General features: G+C 54.0%; 15 protein-coding genes. 4 read left to right on the top strand and 11 right to left on the bottom strand.

Going from position 1 to position 14,612, the window contains the following annotated elements; all coding sequences use genetic code 11:
* Position 1: 1 nt before the first annotated feature.
* From HZ297_RS05820 to HZ297_RS05800, 5 genes are all read right to left on the bottom strand, one after another.
* Entirely contained in the window at positions 2-283 is a 282-nt protein-coding gene (locus HZ297_RS05820; RefSeq protein ID WP_178862065.1) for an amphi-Trp domain-containing protein, read from the bottom strand.
* A gap of 222 nt (positions 284-505) precedes the next feature.
* Positions 506-1,639 carry a class Ia ribonucleoside-diphosphate reductase subunit beta gene (gene nrdB / locus HZ297_RS05815; protein WP_178862064.1) on the bottom strand — a complete coding sequence of 378 codons (1,134 nt, stop codon included), beginning with the start codon at positions 1,637-1,639 and terminating at the stop codon, positions 506-508.
* Between the two features lie 133 nt (positions 1,640-1,772).
* Positions 1,773-3,701: an ATP-binding cassette ATPase Uup gene (uup, locus tag HZ297_RS05810; protein ID WP_178862063.1), complete on the bottom strand. Its 1,929-nt coding sequence runs from the start codon at positions 3,699-3,701 to the stop codon at positions 1,773-1,775.
* Positions 3,702-3,752: 51 nt separating this feature from the next.
* A complete protein-coding gene (locus tag HZ297_RS05805; RefSeq protein ID WP_178862062.1) occupies positions 3,753-4,457 on the bottom strand; it encodes a fused MFS/spermidine synthase in 705 nt (234 codons plus the stop codon).
* A gap of 4 nt (positions 4,458-4,461) precedes the next feature.
* Positions 4,462-5,010 (bottom strand): protein disulfide oxidoreductase, encoded by a 549-nt coding sequence (locus tag HZ297_RS05800; protein WP_178862061.1) that lies wholly within the window; start codon positions 5,008-5,010, stop codon positions 4,462-4,464.
* Positions 5,011-5,102: 92 nt separating this feature from the next.
* Here HZ297_RS05800 and HZ297_RS05795 point away from each other — a divergent pair, with 92 nt between their 5' ends.
* Complete coding sequence (locus HZ297_RS05795; RefSeq protein ID WP_178862060.1) at positions 5,103-5,735, top strand: thiopurine S-methyltransferase; 633 nt, start codon at positions 5,103-5,105, stop codon at positions 5,733-5,735.
* A 21-nt stretch (positions 5,736-5,756) separates the two neighbouring features.
* Here the strand turns inward: HZ297_RS05795 and yrfG are convergent, their stop codons facing one another.
* Positions 5,757-6,419 carry a GMP/IMP nucleotidase gene (yrfG, locus tag HZ297_RS05790; RefSeq protein WP_178862059.1) on the bottom strand — a complete coding sequence of 221 codons (663 nt, stop codon included), beginning with the start codon at positions 6,417-6,419 and terminating at the stop codon, positions 5,757-5,759.
* A 35-nt stretch (positions 6,420-6,454) separates the two neighbouring features.
* Between yrfG and nudE the strand changes: the two genes are divergently transcribed.
* The gene (gene nudE, locus HZ297_RS05785) at positions 6,455-7,036 is read left to right on the top strand and encodes an ADP compounds hydrolase NudE (RefSeq protein ID WP_178862058.1); all 582 of its coding nucleotides are present in this window, start codon (positions 6,455-6,457) and stop codon (positions 7,034-7,036) included.
* On the top strand, positions 7,036-7,896 hold the full coding sequence (cysQ, locus tag HZ297_RS05780; RefSeq protein ID WP_246261683.1) for a 3'(2'),5'-bisphosphate nucleotidase CysQ: 861 nt from the start codon (positions 7,036-7,038) through the stop codon (positions 7,894-7,896). The genes nudE and cysQ overlap by 1 nt, the downstream gene beginning before the upstream one ends.
* 21 nt (positions 7,897-7,917) lie before the next feature.
* On the opposite strand, the gene HZ297_RS05775 is transcribed toward cysQ, so the two are convergent.
* The 4 genes from HZ297_RS05775 to HZ297_RS05760 all read right to left on the bottom strand — a co-directional run bounded on the left by HZ297_RS05775 (position 7,918) and on the right by HZ297_RS05760 (position 13,651).
* Positions 7,918-8,754, bottom strand: coding sequence for an HDOD domain-containing protein (locus HZ297_RS05775; RefSeq protein WP_178862057.1), 837 nt, complete (start codon positions 8,752-8,754; stop codon positions 7,918-7,920).
* Between the two features lie 87 nt (positions 8,755-8,841).
* Positions 8,842-11,109: a class 1a ribonucleoside-diphosphate reductase subunit alpha gene (gene nrdA / locus HZ297_RS05770; protein WP_178862056.1), complete on the bottom strand. Its 2,268-nt coding sequence runs from the start codon at positions 11,107-11,109 to the stop codon at positions 8,842-8,844.
* 449 nt (positions 11,110-11,558) lie between these two features.
* The gene (locus HZ297_RS05765; RefSeq protein ID WP_178862055.1) at positions 11,559-12,605 is read right to left on the bottom strand and encodes a CobW family GTP-binding protein; all 1,047 of its coding nucleotides are present in this window, start codon (positions 12,603-12,605) and stop codon (positions 11,559-11,561) included.
* A complete protein-coding gene (locus tag HZ297_RS05760; RefSeq protein ID WP_178862054.1) occupies positions 12,605-13,651 on the bottom strand; it encodes a GGDEF domain-containing protein in 1,047 nt (348 codons plus the stop codon). The genes HZ297_RS05765 and HZ297_RS05760 overlap by 1 nt, the downstream gene beginning before the upstream one ends.
* A 225-nt stretch (positions 13,652-13,876) precedes the next feature.
* Between HZ297_RS05760 and HZ297_RS05755 the strand changes: the two genes are divergently transcribed.
* Positions 13,877-14,455, top strand: coding sequence for a hypothetical protein (locus HZ297_RS05755; protein ID WP_178862053.1), 579 nt, complete (start codon positions 13,877-13,879; stop codon positions 14,453-14,455).
* 63 nt (positions 14,456-14,518) lie between these two features.
* Here the strand turns inward: HZ297_RS05755 and HZ297_RS05750 are convergent.
* On the bottom strand, positions 14,519-14,612 hold a 94-nt coding region (locus tag HZ297_RS05750; protein WP_178862052.1), incomplete at its 5' end, for an IS3 family transposase.

Genomic DNA, 14,612 nt, shown 5'->3' with positions numbered 1-14,612 from the left:
ATCAGGCGGATGACGGTTGAATATGCAGTGGCTGGGCGCGCTCGCCATCGTCTTCATGGCCAATCCAGCTGATTTTAAGACGCAGCTCCTGAACTTTTTTGCTGCGGGTCGCCTTGAGTTTGAAGCGGCCGAAGGGCGTGGGATTGAGTGTCACCTTCTCGTCATCGTCGGAAAGCAAAACTTCCCCCTTTTCGATACCTTCGGTCAGGGCTTTGAGGTATTGCACAATCGCGTCCTTATCCTGCAAGGACTCGTGTTCAAACAGATTGGTTTTTTTGGCCATGCTTGCGGAACTCACCGGTTGGGTTATTTGGAGGCTGCATTTCTTCGTTGAAATTCAGCAGTCAAACCGTTGCGGAAACTTTAGCATGTTTTGGTGACTGTTTTATGACAAGCACATCGGCAAGGCACGCGAATACCCGGCCTGTTGAGTTTTTGAAACGCCCAAAAAACGGATAAAAAAAGGAGCCGAAGCTCCCTTTTGATGGGTTGTTTGCTGACCGCTTTACAACGAAAAGTCGCTGAAATCTTCGGTATTGACCTTGGAATCGACCTGGCCGACCAGATAGGAGCTGATTTCCGATTCCTGCGGCGCGACCTGCACGTTGTCGCTGACCAGCCAGTTGTTCATCCACGGCAGCGGATTGCCTTTGCTGTTGAAGATCGGTTCCAGCTTCAGCGCCTTCAGACGCACATTGGTGATGTAGTCCACATAGTCTTTCAGAATGCTGGCGTTCAGACCGATCATCGAACCGTCTTTGAACAGATAGTCGGCCCACTGTTTTTCCTGCTCGGCGGCCTGACGGAAGATGTTGTAGACGTTTTCCTGCTGCTCGCGGGCGATCTCCGCCATTTCCGGATCGTCCTGCCCCTCGGCCATCAGAATAATCATGTTCTGGGTGCCGGACAGATGCAGCGCTTCGTCGCGGGCGATCAGCTTGATGATCTTGGCGTTGCCTTCCATCAAGGAGCGTTCCGCAAACGAGAAGCTGCACGCAAACGAGACGTAGAAACGGATCGCTTCCAGCACATTCACCGACACCACCGTCAGATAAAGCGAGGTTTTGATCTTTTTGCGGAAGGCATGATCGGTTGCCAGGTCGATCTGGTTGGCGTACATGTGGTTGGTCAGCGCAATCAGTTCGTCGTAGTATTCGGTCACGCTGATGGCGCGTTTGGTGATCTCTTCGTTGGTGACGATGTCGTCGAACACCAGCGACGGATTGGTGACGATATTGCGGATAATGTGGGTGTACGAACGGCTGTGGATGGTCTCGGAGAACGCCCAGGTTTCAATCCAGGTTTCCAGTTCGGGGATGGAAACCAACGGCAGCAGCGCGACGTTAGGCGAGCGGCCTTGTACCGAATCCAGCAAGGTCTGGTATTTGAGGTTGCTGATAAAGATATGCTGTTCGTTGGCGGGCAAATCGGCATAGTCGGTACGGTCGGACGACAGATCGACCTCTTCCGGACGCCAGAAAAAGCTCAGCTGCTTTTCGATCAGCTTTTCAAAAAACGGATACTTCTGCTGGTCGTAACGTGCCACATTGACGTTTTGGCCGAAGAACATCGGCTCTTTCAACGCGTTGTTTTGCGAGCGACAGAAGGTTGAGTAGGTGTGTTGGTCTTTGCAACTCATCGTTATCCGAATCCTGATTTATACAAATTATAAGAGAGTCTATTTTATACATATTTGCCACAAATGAAAGCGATTCTCAAATTGCTTTGCGACGGCTTGTGAAAACTCAACAGGCCGGGTGGCAAACAGCGCGTTACAGCCCCATGACCATCGCTTCGAGCACTTCCCAACGCTCAAACGCCGCTTCGAGTTCCGCTTCCTTGTCTGACAGGGCTTTCAGGCCGGCCTGCACGCGGGCTTCGTCCTGCTGGTAAAACGCGGGATCGTTGACCTGTGCGCTCAAGGCTTCCAGTTGCTGCTCCAGGGTTTCGATCAGGCCGGGTAGGGCGTCGTATTCGCGCTGGTCTTTGTAGCTGAGTTTTTTGCCCTTGTTAGCCGAGATATTCGCCGGCGTTTCCGCCGCCTTGTTTTCAGCGGGTTTTTCCGCCGGCTTGCTCTCTTTCTTGGGCTGTTTTTCAATACTGAAATCCGGGCGCTGGCGCAGCCAGTCATCGTAGCCGCCGACGTATTCGTTGACGATACCGGGCGCGTCGAACACGATGGAGCTGGTGACCACGTTGTTCAGGAAGGCGCGGTCGTGGCTGACGATCAGCACCGTGCCTTTGTAGTCCAGCAGCAGTTCTTCGAGCAGCTCGAGGGTTTCGACATCCAGGTCGTTGGTGGGTTCGTCGAGCACCAGCAGGTTGGAGGGTTTGGCGAACACGCGTGCCAACAGCAGGCGGTTGCGTTCGCCGCCCGACAACGCCTTGACCGGCTGGCGGGCACGGTCGGGCGAGAACAGGAAGTCGCCCAGATAGCCGATAATGTGTTTACGCTGCCCGCCGATTTCCACATAATCGCTCTCTTCGATGACGCTTTCGGCGACGGTGCGGTTTTCGTCGAGCTGCGCACGGTGCTGGTCGAAATAGGCGATATCCAGATTGGTGCCGAGTTTGACCTTGCCGGAGGTCGGCTGCAGTTTGCCGAGAATCAGGTTCAGAAAGGTCGATTTACCGCAGCCGTTCTCACCGATAATGCCGACCTTGTCGCCGCGCATGATGACGCCGGAGAAATCGGTGACGATAATGCGGTTGTCGAAGCTGAAGCTGAGGTGTTCGATTTCAATGACCTGCTTGCCCGACAAGGCCGTGGTGTTCAACTGCAGATTGGCCTTGCCCTGCTGGCTGCGGCGCGCCTGATGTTCCAGACGCAGTTTTTCCAAAGCGCGCACGCGGCCTTCGTTACGGGTGCGGCGCGCCTTGATGCCCTGGCGAATCCAGGTCTCTTCCTGTGCGAGTTTCTTGTCGAATTCGGCATTCTGTTTGGCTTCGGCCTCCAGCCATTCCGCCTTGCGTTGCAGATAGGTGTGGTAGTCGCACTCCCAGTTGGAGAGGCGGCCGCGGTCGAGTTCGACAATGCGCGTGGCCAGCGCCTGCAAAAAGGCGCGGTCGTGGGTGATAAACACCAGCGCGCAGCGGATGCTTTTCAAAAAGCCTTCGAGCCACTGAATCGACGGGATGTCCAAATGGTTGGTCGGTTCGTCGAGCAGCAGGATATCGGGTTGTTGCACCAGCGCTCTGGCAAGCAGTACGCGGCGTTTCATCCCGCCGGACAGCTTGGAGAACTCGGCCTCGCCCGGCAGGCCGAGTTTGGAGATAATGGTTTCGACCTGCTGGTTCAGATCCCAGGCGTTGTGGGTATCGACCAGCTGCTGCAAACGGCTGAACTCGGCCAATGTCTCGTCGGAGGTATCCGTCTGCATTTTGTGGCTGATGTGATGGAACTGTTCCAGCAGGGTGCCGGCCTCGCCGAGGCCGTCGGAAATCACGCGAAAGACGCTGCCGGTGGTGTCGTGCGGCACTTCCTGTTGCAGCTTGGCGATCTTGACGCCGTCCTGCACGATACGCGAACCGCTGTCGGGCAGGATTTCGCCTTCGATGACTTTGAGCAGCGTGGACTTGCCCTCACCGTTACGGCCGACGATACAGAGCCGTTCGTTAGGCTCGATTTGCAGGTTGGCGTGGTCAAGCAAGGGCGCGGCGCCGAAGCTGAGGGTAAGATCGCGTAAGAAAAGCAGGGCCATAAATTCAGGTCTTTGATTATTTGGAGTTATTGGCCGGGATACCCGGCCTGTTCAGTTTTGTTCGATCGCCAAAATCAGGTTTTCGCTGGAGGCGATATTATAGCGGTTCAGACGCATTTTCGCTGAACGGGCGACGACATTTTGCCAGTGGTTGAGAATCTGGCCGCTGGCGGGGCAAGGCTGGGGCTTTTGCTGCGGGTCGCTTTGCGGGCGGTTCCACAGGTTGAAAACCAATAATCCGGCGGGTTTGAGCTGGTCTTGCAGTTGTTGCAGAAAATCGGCCGAACTGAAGGCGTCGGGAATGCCTTCGCTGTCGAACAGGTCGACAATGACGATATCGAACGGATAGGCGTTTTCGGCCACAAAGGTCAGCGCGTCTTCCTGCAGGGTTTCAATTTCCGCCACCTCGGGCAGCTGAAAGTAGCGGTAGGCGATGTCGATGACCGCCTGACGCAGTTCCACGGCGGTGATCTGCCAGTCGGGATAGAGCATATTGAGGTGGGTGGCCATGCGTCCGCCGCCGAGGCCGAGCATGAGAATGCGCAGATGGGGTTGGCCGTTGGCAAAGGCTTCGACGAGGTCGATGATTTTCTGCTGATACTCGAACACCAGTCGCAAAGGCGCGTTGAGGTAGAAGCTGCTCTGCTCCACCGGGCTGCCGAAGTGCAGTTTGCGAAGCGAGCGGTGGTCGACGACTTCAATGACGCCGAATTCGTCTTCGCTGCGGTGGATACAAAAACCGGCGTAATGGCTCATGAGATTATAGTCCCGCCCACCAGAGGCGCAGGCGCAGGCCGATTTCGGTGGTGAAGCCAACCTCCACAAAAGCGATCTCGCCGCCGGGCGCGATAATGAAATCGGCGGGCACCGCTTTGGCGCCGAAGGTCTGCATGAGCTGGCCGTCGAGATCGTTGACGATAATCGCCGGATTCATGCCGTTTTGGGCGGCGTAGTCGCGCAGCTGTTCATCATCGCCCGACTGGCTGGCGATATTGATAACCGGGTAATCTTGAGCGACCGACTCGACGCTGCCGCGCGTCATTTTGCAGATGGGGCACCAGGTCGCCCAGAGGTGAATCAGCGTCGGTTCCTGAATCTGGCTCAAATCAAGCGTTTGGCCTTCCAATGTTTGCAGAGTGAGGGCGGGCACCTGGCCGTGAATCACTTCGCCCTGCATAAACGGGCGCAGGCTCAGGTAGGCGATGACGAATACCAGTACGGTCAAGGTGTTTTTGAACCAGTTGCGTTGCCAGAGCGGGGCAGACCCGGCCTGTTGAGTTTTTTCGGGCGGATTTTTCGGCGTTGTCATGATTGGCGACTCTTGTTTGGTTTGGCGCTTGGCGCGCCAGGCTGTGCTTGTTAAGATGGCGCCCATTATAGAGAGTATTTGGAGTAATGACCATGCAGGCGGATTTTTGGCATGCGATGTGGGAAAGCGGCGTGGTGGGTTTTCAACAGACCGAGATCAACGGTTATTTGCAGCAGCATTGGCAGCGCTTGGGTTTGCAGGGCGACGAAACCGTGCTGGTGCCGCTGTGCGGCAAGTCGCTGGATATGCTGTGGCTGGGCGAACAGGGGCATAAGGTGCTGGGCGTGGAGTTGAGCCAGAAGGCGCTGGACGAGTTTTTGGATGAAAACAAATTGCGTTCTGTCGCGCCGCTGGTGCATGCCCATTTCTGCGGCTATCGGTTGAGTGCGATGACCTTGTTATGCGGCGACTTTTTCCATTTGAGCGCCGCCGATTGCGAGGAGGTCGGGGCTGTGTACGACCGTGCGGCGATTGTGGCGTTGCCGCCGGAAATGCGCAAGCAGTACGCGGCGCATTTGCAGGCGATTTTGCCGGCCGGCACCAAGCTGTTGCTGGTGAATCTGGAATATGACCAGAGCCTGTTGAACGGGCCGCCGTTTTCGGTGCCGGAAAGCGAAATCTGCACGCTGTTTGCCGATTGCGCCCGCATCGACGTCGTGGCGCAACAGAGCCTGCAACGCAAGGGGGTGGCGGCGCAGGAAAAGGTGTTTCTGATCGAATTTTAACCGCCGCTCTTATAATGGCCTTTAAAGCGGCATGATCTCGTTAAAGTTCTCGAAATGGTCGAACTCCTGCGGGTCGATCTTGTCGAGTTTGGGGCTGACATGGGTTGCACACAGCAGGTGCTGAATGCCGTATTGTCTGGCGGTTCTTAGGGCGTGCAGGTTGTCGTCCACCAACAGGGTATGCGCCGGGTCGTAAGGGTGTACGGTCTGGATTTCGGACCAGATGCGGATGTCCTCTTTGGGGATGCCGAAGTCGTGGGCGGAAATCAGATGGTCGAAGTGGTCGCCGATTTCAGTCATTTCCAGTTTGATCGCCAGGCTGTCGCGGTGCGCGTTGGTGACCATAATAACGTGTTTGCCCATCTGCTTGAGTTTGGCGAGAAACTCTATGACGTCGGGATGCGCCTGAATCAGGTGCTTGAGCTCGCGCTTGAGTTCGGCGATTGGCAGGTTCAGCGTTTCGCTCCAGTAGTCCAGGCAGTACCAGTTAAGCGTGCCTTGCTGGCTGTGGATTTTGGCGTGAATCAGCGCGTTGGCTTCCGCCGGCGTCAGGTTGTTGCGCGCGGCGTAAACTTCGGGCAGATATTCCATCCAGAAGTGCCAGTCAAAATGGAGGTCGAGCAGGGTGCCGTCCATATCGAGCAATACCGTATCGATTTTTGACCAGTCTAGCTTGGCATTCATTGGCAATCCGTTTCCCTTATCGTATTATGTGAATTATGAAAAAAGTCACTCAGCAATCCCATTCCCTTTCAAAAAAAACCACTCCTCTTGTGCTTTCCGAAGAGATTGTGGCGCAGTCGCGTCTGTTTACGGTGCAGGCGCAGGCGCTGGAGTTTTCCAATGGCAATCAGGTGGTGTATGAGCGTCTGTTGGGCTCGGCCCAAGGCGCTGTGTTGATTATACCGATGCTGGACGAGAATACGATGTTACTGATTCGTGAATTTTGCATCGGCGTGGGGCGCTACGAACTGGGCTTTCCCAAAGGCAAGGTCGATCCGGGCGAAACCTGGGAGCAGGCCTGCATCCGCGAAAGTCAGGAAGAGGTGGGGTATAAGCCCGCCAACGTCAAACTGCTCGATTCGGTGAGCATGGCGGCGGGTTATATGACGCACCATACCCATATCGTGTTGGCGACCGGCTTGACGCCCGAGCCGGAACCGGGGGATGAGCCTGAGCCGCTGGAAGTGGTGCCGTGGAAGCTGGATGCGTGGCGCGAACTGTTGGCGCAGCCCGATTTTAGCGAGGGGCGCGCCTATGCGGCCTTGATGCTGGTATTGAAAGAGACGGGGCGGATTTGATGGCTGTGCTCATGAATTTGGTTGAACTGCTGCCGGAAGTGTGCCGTATTGCGGTAGCGGCGGGCGATGTGATTGTGGAGGTCTACGATCATTATGACGATGCCCAGATTGAACACAAGGGCGATGGCACCCCGGTAACGCTGGCGGACAAACGCGCCGATGCCCTCATCTGCGAGGCCTTGAGCCGTCTGACGCCGGCTATTCCGCTGGTGACGGAGGAGAGCGTGGCGGAGGTGCCGTTTGCCACGCGCAAGGATTGGCAGACTTTCTGGTTGGTTGATCCGTTGGACGGTACCAAGGAATTCATTGAGCGCACCGGTGAGTTCAGCGTGAATATTGCCTTGGTTGAACAAGGTAAAACCGTGTTGGGCGTGGTGTATGTGCCGGTAACGCGGATGCTGTATTGTGCGGTCAGCGGCGAGGGTGCCTATAAGCAGGTCATTCCGCATAACGTTTCAGGGCGTGAATGGCAGGCTTGCTTGGATGAAAAGCAACGTATTCAGGTGCATCCGCTTCAACCGGGTGTCCCTGTCAGGGTGGCGGTGAGCCGTCGGCATGGCAGTTCCACCAAGGCGTTTATGGCCGCTCTAGGGGCCACGCAAACGGTCAAAATGGGCTCGGCCATCAAATCCTGTCTGGTGGCGGAAGGCGCGGCGGATGTCTATCCGCGCTTTGGCCCGACTTCTTTATGGGATACGGCGGCAGCGCAATGCGTGGTCGAGGAGGCCGGCGGCAAGTTGGTGGATCGTCATGGCAAAGCGTTACGTTATGAACAGTCCGAATCCTTGCTGAATCCGCACTTTATGGTGGCCGGTGATAGGGAGTTTGACTGGCCGGCCTTTCCAAGCGCGAAATCCTAGAAAACGGTTTTGTGGGCGTGCTCAGTGAAGCATGTCGCTGACGCGAACGCGCACCGCTTTGAGTTTCTCGTCGTCAATCTTCAATACCGCCTGGCTGTTTTTGAGCAGGCGTTCGTACTCTTCCTTGAGATAGGGTTTGTGGCGCAGTTCAAACAGCAGGGCGTGCGCCATGCCGATCAGCGCCACCCAACTGCGCAATTTCTCTTCTTTGATGCGTTCCGGACTGGCTTCGTGCTGCAGCAGAATCGCCCGACAGAAACGCACCGGCAACTCCCATTTGGTGGCGATGGCATAGCCGAAAGCGCTGTGCGTGGTGCCGTAATGCGCATATTCCTGACGCGGAGAGGAGTAGTAGTCAACCTGTTTGCCGATAAAGGTTTGGGCAAAATTGGAATCGATGCGCATCAGCGCAAAGGCGCCGATGTCGTGAATCAGCCCCAGCAGGAAGGCTTCGCCCACCGTGGCAAAGGGGGTGAGACGAGCGATTTCCGAGGCGATGATTGCAATGTTTTGGCTATGTACGCTCAAGCCTTGAATCTGACTGTTATCGAGTTGTTTTTTGATGCACATCGAAAACAGGAAGTGTTTGAGCTGGTTGTAGCCGAGCCGATAGATGGCGGTGTCGAGATCGGTGATGGGGGCGGCGTTTTGATGCGCGGTGGAGAGGATGTTGGCCAGACTGATCAACTCGCCCGCCAGAACCGGGTTGAGCGCCACCAGGCGTTTGACCTCCTGCGGATTGGGTATCTCTTTGTCGTTGAAGAGTTTTTGCAGCTGCATCGCTTCTTTGGGCAGCATGGGGATGTCTATTTTGGCCAGCAATTGGTTGGCCACATCAATCTGGTCGGTTAGACGCATCTTATGGATTCTGCTTTAGGGACTGTAAAAAAACCCTCTTTCGAGGGTTTTGAAAATTCAACAGGCCAGTATATTAAGGCCGGTTGATTAGAGTTTGCAAGCGCCACCTGCGCAGCCGTCATCTTCATGCGCATCATCCGCACCGTCACGGGTGTTGTGATAGTAGAGGGTTTTAAGCCCCATCTTATAAGCGTAGAGCAGGTCTTGCAGAATGACTTTGACCGGCACCTTGTCTTCGTCGAACTTTGACGGATCGTAGTTGGTGTTGGCCGAAATCGCCTGGTCCACAAATTTCTGCATAATGCCCACCAACTGGATGTAACCGCGGTTGTTGGGGATGTGCCACAGCAGTTCGTACTGGTTGCGGAACTCTTTGAAGCCCGGCACCACTTGCTTGAGAATGCCGTCTTTAGAGGCTTTGACCGAGACATAACCACGCGGCGGTTCGATACCGTTGGTGGAGTTGGTGATTTGCGAAGAGGTTTCGCAAGGCATCAAAGCCGTCAGAGTCGAGTTGCGCAGGCCGTGGGTTTTAATGGCTTCACGCAGGCTTTCCCAGTCCAGATGCAACGGCTCGTTGCAGACTTCATCCAAATCACGCTTGTAGGTGTCGATCGGCAGCACGCCTTGCGCATAGGTGGTGTCGGCGAAATAGTCGCACTTGCCCTGTTCTTTGGCCAGTTTATTGGACGCCTTGAGCAGGTAGTACTGAATCGCTTCAAACGTACGGTGAATCAGGCCGTTGGCCGAACCGTCCGAATATTTGGTGTAGTTTTTGGCCAGATAGTAGGCCAGGTTGGTCACCCCAATGCCGAGGGTACGGCGTCCCATGCTGGCGTGACGCGCCGCTTCCACCGGATAGTCCTGATAGTCCAACAGGCTGTCGAGCGCACGCACAATCAGTTCGGAAAGGGATTCCAGTTCTTCCAGGTTATCCAGCGCGCCCAGGTTGAAAGCCGACAGGGTACACAGCGCGATTTCACCGTTAGGGTCTTCCACCGAGTTCAGCGGTTTGGTCGGCAGGGCGATTTCCAGACAGAGGTTGGACTGGTGAATAGGCGCCTTTTGCGGATCAAACGGGCTGTGGGTGTTGCAGTGGTCAACGTTCTGGATATAGATACGGCCTGTCTGCGCGCGTTCCTGCGCGATCTGCGTGAACAGGTCCAGCGCTTTCAGTTTCTTCTTGCGGATGCTGTCGTCGGCCTCGTAGATTTTGTAGAGGCGTTCAAACTCGGCCTGGTCGGCAAAGAAAGCGTCGTACAGCCCCGGTACGTCCGACGGGCTGAACAGGGTGATTTCGCCGCCTTCGATCATGCGCTGGTACATCAGTTTGTTGATCTGCACGCCGTAGTCGAGGTGGCGGGCACGGTTCTCTTCCACGCCGCGGTTGTTCTTAAGTACGATGAGCGATTCGACTTCCAAGTGCCAGATAGGGTAGAACAGGGTCGCCGCACCGCCGCGCACACCGCCCTGCGAGCAGGATTTAACCGCCGTCTGGAAGTGTTTGATAAACGGGATCATGCCGGTGTGGTAGGCTTCGCCGCCGCGGATTTCACTGCCCAAAGCGCGGATGCGGCCGACATTGACACCGATGCCGGCGCGTTGTGACACGTATTTGACGATGGACGACGAGGTGGCGTTGATGGAATCCAGCGAGTCGCCGCATTCAATCAGTACGCACGAGCTGAACTGGCGCGTTGGTGTACGCACGCCCGACATGATCGGGGTAGGCAGCGACAGTTTGAACAGGGAGGCCGCATCGTAAAAGTCTTTGACGTATTGCAAACGCGTGTCCGCAGGATAGTGCGAGAACAGGCACATCGGAATCAGCATATAGATGAACTGCGGGCTTTCGTAGATTTTACCGGTCACGCGGTTCTGCACCAGGTATTTACCTTCGAGCTGCTTGACGGCTGCGTAACTGAAGTTCAGGTCGCGGTCATGCTGGATGTAGCTGTCGAGCTCGTCGATTTCCTGTTTGCTGTAGTCTTCCAGAATGGCTTTGTCGTACATGCCGATGCGCACCATTTTGTTGATGTGTTCAAACAGCGTCGGCGGCGTGAAACGGTCAAAGGCTTTTTTACGCAGGTGGAAAATAGCCAGGCGTGCGGAGAGATGCTGGTAATCCGGCGCTTTTTCGGAAATCAGGTCGGCGGCGGATTTGATAATGGTTTCATGAATGTCAGACGTCGTGATGCCGTCGTAGAACTGGATGTGCGAACGCAGTTCTACTTCTGAAACGGAGACGTTTTCCAGGCCTTCGGCGGCCCAAGTGATGACGCGATGGATTTTCTCCAAGTCGATAGCTTCTTTGCTGCCGTTGCGTTTAGTAACCTGGATGTTCTGGTTTGTCATGAGCGATTTACACCTGTGTATAAAAAAGTGGCAATGCGTTTTTTAGTGAAATTTGGTTTTTCAAGCAAATTCAGAAACTTAGAAAAGAAAGGCAAAAGCCTACTCGAATTGACGATGCTAACGAGTTGTGCCTTTCCGAGTATTTTCTACTATATATAGTTGGTGAAACGAGTTTTAATGCAAAATATAGTGGATTTCTAGGCATGAGGCAAGACTCCTAAGAGGGCTGTTTGAGGTGCTGAACGTGCAAAAATGCATTTCAAAACCTGTGGACAAGTTGGGCTAAGGCTTTAAAAATCAGTCTTTAAGGTGCTGTGGATAACTTTGTGAAAAATGTGAAAAAAGAATAATAAAATTTTCTATCCGGGGTTAAAAATTACTATCGCAATTTTGCGGAGGCTTTGGGGTGAATTGGAACGAAATTTGATAAACGCCGGATTTGGGGTGCGTTATGGTTTTAGGCAAGTCTGCAGAGCGGTTTCAAAACCGGTGAAATCGAAAGGTTGGTCTTTTTCAATGAGTAGTTCAATGCGCGAATCGCGTCGGTAGGCGATGTACTCGCGACTGACTTGGCCATTGCTCCATTGAAACAGCATCCACGGGTTGCCGACTCTGAAAACGCCTTTGGCGCGTTTAATGCCTACCCGGCCTGTTGAGTTTGTAAAATCCTGAAAAAGCGTCAGGACTTTTTTCCAGTCAAAAACGTATTCCGGCGCGAAGATGTAGCCGAGCGCGTGAACACCCAGTTCGAATTTGTATTTGCGTGTGACCTGTGTGCCGAAATCGATTCCTTTGAAAGGTAGGAGATGGGGCAGAGAGGGGTCGTGGTGCCGGCTGAGTGCATGAGCGTGATGGTGTCTGTGGGATGAGTTTGTGTGGTCCGCGTGATGATGGTGGACATGATCAAGCAGGGCGCTGGCGTCAATTTCGCCTTGTCGGGTAATGACGACCGCCTTTTTGGGAGGGTAAAGCGTGCGGCAATAGTCGCTTAGCGCTTCTAATTGTGTTGCGTTCGCCAGGTCTTGTTTGTTGAGGACGATCACATCGGCCATGTTCATCAGATTTTGCAGAACGGTATAGCGTGCGACTTCGTCGAGTTTCAGAAAAGCGGCGTCGAACACGCTAAAGAGCGTCTGCAGTTGAAGTTGTTGCTGCTGGTCAAGACTGCGCAGCAGGTCGACGATGCTGTCGGGTTCGCCCAATCCGGTGGGTTCGATCAGCAGGCGCTGTGTGTTGGTTTGGGTCAGTATGTAGTGGAGGGTGTTCTTCAATTCGCCTTGCGCGCTACAGCAGATGCAGCCGCCCGGCAGTTCAAAAACCTGGGTGGAAGGGTGGCAGTCGAAAATGGCGCCGTCGATGCCGGCGGCGCCAAATTCATTCACCAGCAGGGTCCAGTTTTCGTTGGCGGGTTTTTGTGTGAGCAAATGGCGGATCAGACTGGTTTTGCCTGATCCCAGCGGGCCGCAAATCAGATTGACCTGAACGGGGCCGGGCATCAATAATCGCTTTCACCGACGATGCGGTTGCGCCCTTTGCCTTTGGCTTTGTAGAGGCATTCGTCCACGCGGGTCAGCAGGGTTTCGATCTCTTCGCCCAATTGATACATGGCAACGCCGGCAGAGACGGTGATTTGCAGGGGTTGGTTGCTGGAGCGCACTTGCAGCGGGCGGGCGGCGATTTTTTTGCGGATATTGTTGGCGACGTTGATGGCGTCTGAGTACCCGGTGTCGGGCAGCAGGATGGCGAATTCTTCGCCGCCGAATCGCGCAATGCTGTCCTGTCCTTTGGTTTCCCGATGCAGCAGTTTGGCCAGATAGCGCAGCACGCTGTCACCGATCAGGTGTCCAAACGTATCGTTGATGCTTTTGAAGTGGTCGATATCCAGCAATACAATCGCGAAGGTAGAGCCTTTATCCAGAGCCTGCCGGCTGAGCAGTTCAATGATTTCATTGAAGCCGCGGCGGTTGGGGATATTGGTGAGTTCATCGGTTTTGGCGATGGTGGTGGTGCGTTCCAACTCTTCTTTGAGCAGGCGGATCTCCTGCGTTGAGTCGTTGACCTGCTGGTGCAGCGATTGGGTGTTTTCAACCAGTTCCTGCAGGGTGCAGCTAATGCGGTCGAAAGGTCGCGCAAAGCTGTTGTCGTCCATTGGATTGGACTGCATCAGTTCGATTTCGTTTTGGATCAACTGCTGTTTTTGTTGGGTATTGGTCATCCAGCGGTCAAGACTGAAAAGCAGTTGATTGAGGATGGCGCCGGTTTTCTCGGCGGGCAGCGATTTGTAGAGCAGCTGTGCGATGAGTTTGATAAAGAGGTTTTCGGCCGTTTCATCATCGTATTGCGCCAGCTTGAAAACGCGATCCAGCTCTTCGCTGAGATAGGGGTCGACTTCACTGAGCCATTCATACACCAGCGTGAAGTGGATTGGGTTGCAGCTTAGATTGAATTCTTCGATCTTGCGGATGCATTGATCTTTTAGTTGCTTGGATTGATCAGGGTTGGCTTGGTAACGATGTAAAACCGAAGTCGATTGGCTGCCCATAAAATTGCGTCTCGCTGACTAATTGGGTGTGGGTGTTTTTATTTTTATAAAAAACATTTTAGTTTGCATTGGATTATTTCGCAAAGAAACTCGCCGGTTTTTTTAAGTGGCGGCTTTTTTGAGATTGTTATGTTTTTGTCATAAAACGGTCACGTCATTGTTACATGGTTTTTCTAGTCTATGGGCGGTTAACTTTAATCCGTTTTAATAGAGTAGGAAATGCATATGAAAAAACGTTTTGTGGCGATGTTGTTGGCGGCGGGTACGCTGGCCGGTTGTTCGGGGATGGAAGCCAAAGAGGCGGCACCTGTGACGGTACCGGCGCAGACGGCAGAAGTGAAGCAGGAATTGAATAATGATGATCTATACGTTGTTTATCACGACGGGCGCTTGAATGTTTTCTATGATGCGACGCTGTATATGGAATTCATGGCGGTGGGTGAAACCGCATTCCGTAAAACGTTCATTGGCGCAGGTCCCAAAGGTGAAACCCTGGTTTACGGTCTGACCAAGGATGATAAGAAGAAGGCCAGCGGCATCCCGTCAATCGATATGATGGAAGGGCGTTTGGCGCCGGCTGAAAATTTCTATGGCGAGATTGTGGCGGATGGCCGTATCAACGTGTTTGACGACTGGGCGTTGTTTAAGGATTTTATGCAGCACGGCGAGGTGCCTTATCGTTTGACGGATATTGGTGCGGGTCCTAAGGGCGAGACGGTTGTTTATGCGTTGACGAAAGAGACGAAGAAAAAACGTCCTGAAGCGTTGATCGCCAAATTCAAGGCTGTTCACGCGATGAAGTAATCGCTGCGATCTGTATAAAAAACCGGGCAATGTGAAGTGACCCCAAAAACTTGGACATTTTAGTTAAGCGGTACCCAAGGCCTGATTTCGATACTCTATCGGACTCAGGCCTTTGAGTTTCTGCTTGATGCGTTTGTGATTATAGTACTCAATATAG

The organism is Thiomicrorhabdus cannonii, from assembly GCF_013391695.1.
Classification (GTDB): Bacteria; Pseudomonadota; Gammaproteobacteria; order Thiomicrospirales; family Thiomicrospiraceae; genus Thiomicrorhabdus; species Thiomicrorhabdus cannonii.
Note: the sequence above shows the minus strand (reverse complement) of the source record. Positions and strands in the feature narration are given on the sequence as shown.

What these genes read in the sequence shown, in the direction of transcription:
- uup (WP_178862063.1), bottom strand. Translation starts at nt 3,701, where the DNA reads ATGGCCCTGCTTTTCTTACGCGATCTTACCCTCAGCTTCGGCGCCGCG.
- nrdA (WP_178862056.1), bottom strand. Translation starts at nt 11,109, where the DNA reads ATGACAAACCAGAACATCCAGGTTACTAAACGCAACGGCAGCAAAGAA.
- HZ297_RS05775 (WP_178862057.1), bottom strand. Translation starts at nt 8,754, where the DNA reads ATGCGTCTAACCGACCAGATTGATGTGGCCAACCAATTGCTGGCCAAA.
- HZ297_RS05795 (WP_178862060.1), top strand. Translation starts at nt 5,103, where the DNA reads ATGCAGGCGGATTTTTGGCATGCGATGTGGGAAAGCGGCGTGGTGGGT.
- HZ297_RS05765 (WP_178862055.1), bottom strand. Translation starts at nt 12,605, where the DNA reads ATGCCCGGCCCCGTTCAGGTCAATCTGATTTGCGGCCCGCTGGGATCA.
- yrfG (WP_178862059.1), bottom strand. Translation starts at nt 6,419, where the DNA reads ATGAATGCCAAGCTAGACTGGTCAAAAATCGATACGGTATTGCTCGAT.
- HZ297_RS05820 (WP_178862065.1), bottom strand. Translation starts at nt 283, where the DNA reads ATGGCCAAAAAAACCAATCTGTTTGAACACGAGTCCTTGCAGGATAAG.
- cysQ (WP_246261683.1), top strand. Translation starts at nt 7,036, where the DNA reads ATGGCTGTGCTCATGAATTTGGTTGAACTGCTGCCGGAAGTGTGCCGT.
- HZ297_RS05760 (WP_178862054.1), bottom strand. Translation starts at nt 13,651, where the DNA reads ATGGGCAGCCAATCGACTTCGGTTTTACATCGTTACCAAGCCAACCCT.
- nudE (WP_178862058.1), top strand. Translation starts at nt 6,455, where the DNA reads ATGAAAAAAGTCACTCAGCAATCCCATTCCCTTTCAAAAAAAACCACT.
- HZ297_RS05755 (WP_178862053.1), top strand. Translation starts at nt 13,877, where the DNA reads ATGAAAAAACGTTTTGTGGCGATGTTGTTGGCGGCGGGTACGCTGGCC.
- nrdB (WP_178862064.1), bottom strand. Translation starts at nt 1,639, where the DNA reads ATGAGTTGCAAAGACCAACACACCTACTCAACCTTCTGTCGCTCGCAA.
- HZ297_RS05805 (WP_178862062.1), bottom strand. Translation starts at nt 4,457, where the DNA reads ATGAGCCATTACGCCGGTTTTTGTATCCACCGCAGCGAAGACGAATTC.
- HZ297_RS05800 (WP_178862061.1), bottom strand. Translation starts at nt 5,010, where the DNA reads ATGACAACGCCGAAAAATCCGCCCGAAAAAACTCAACAGGCCGGGTCT.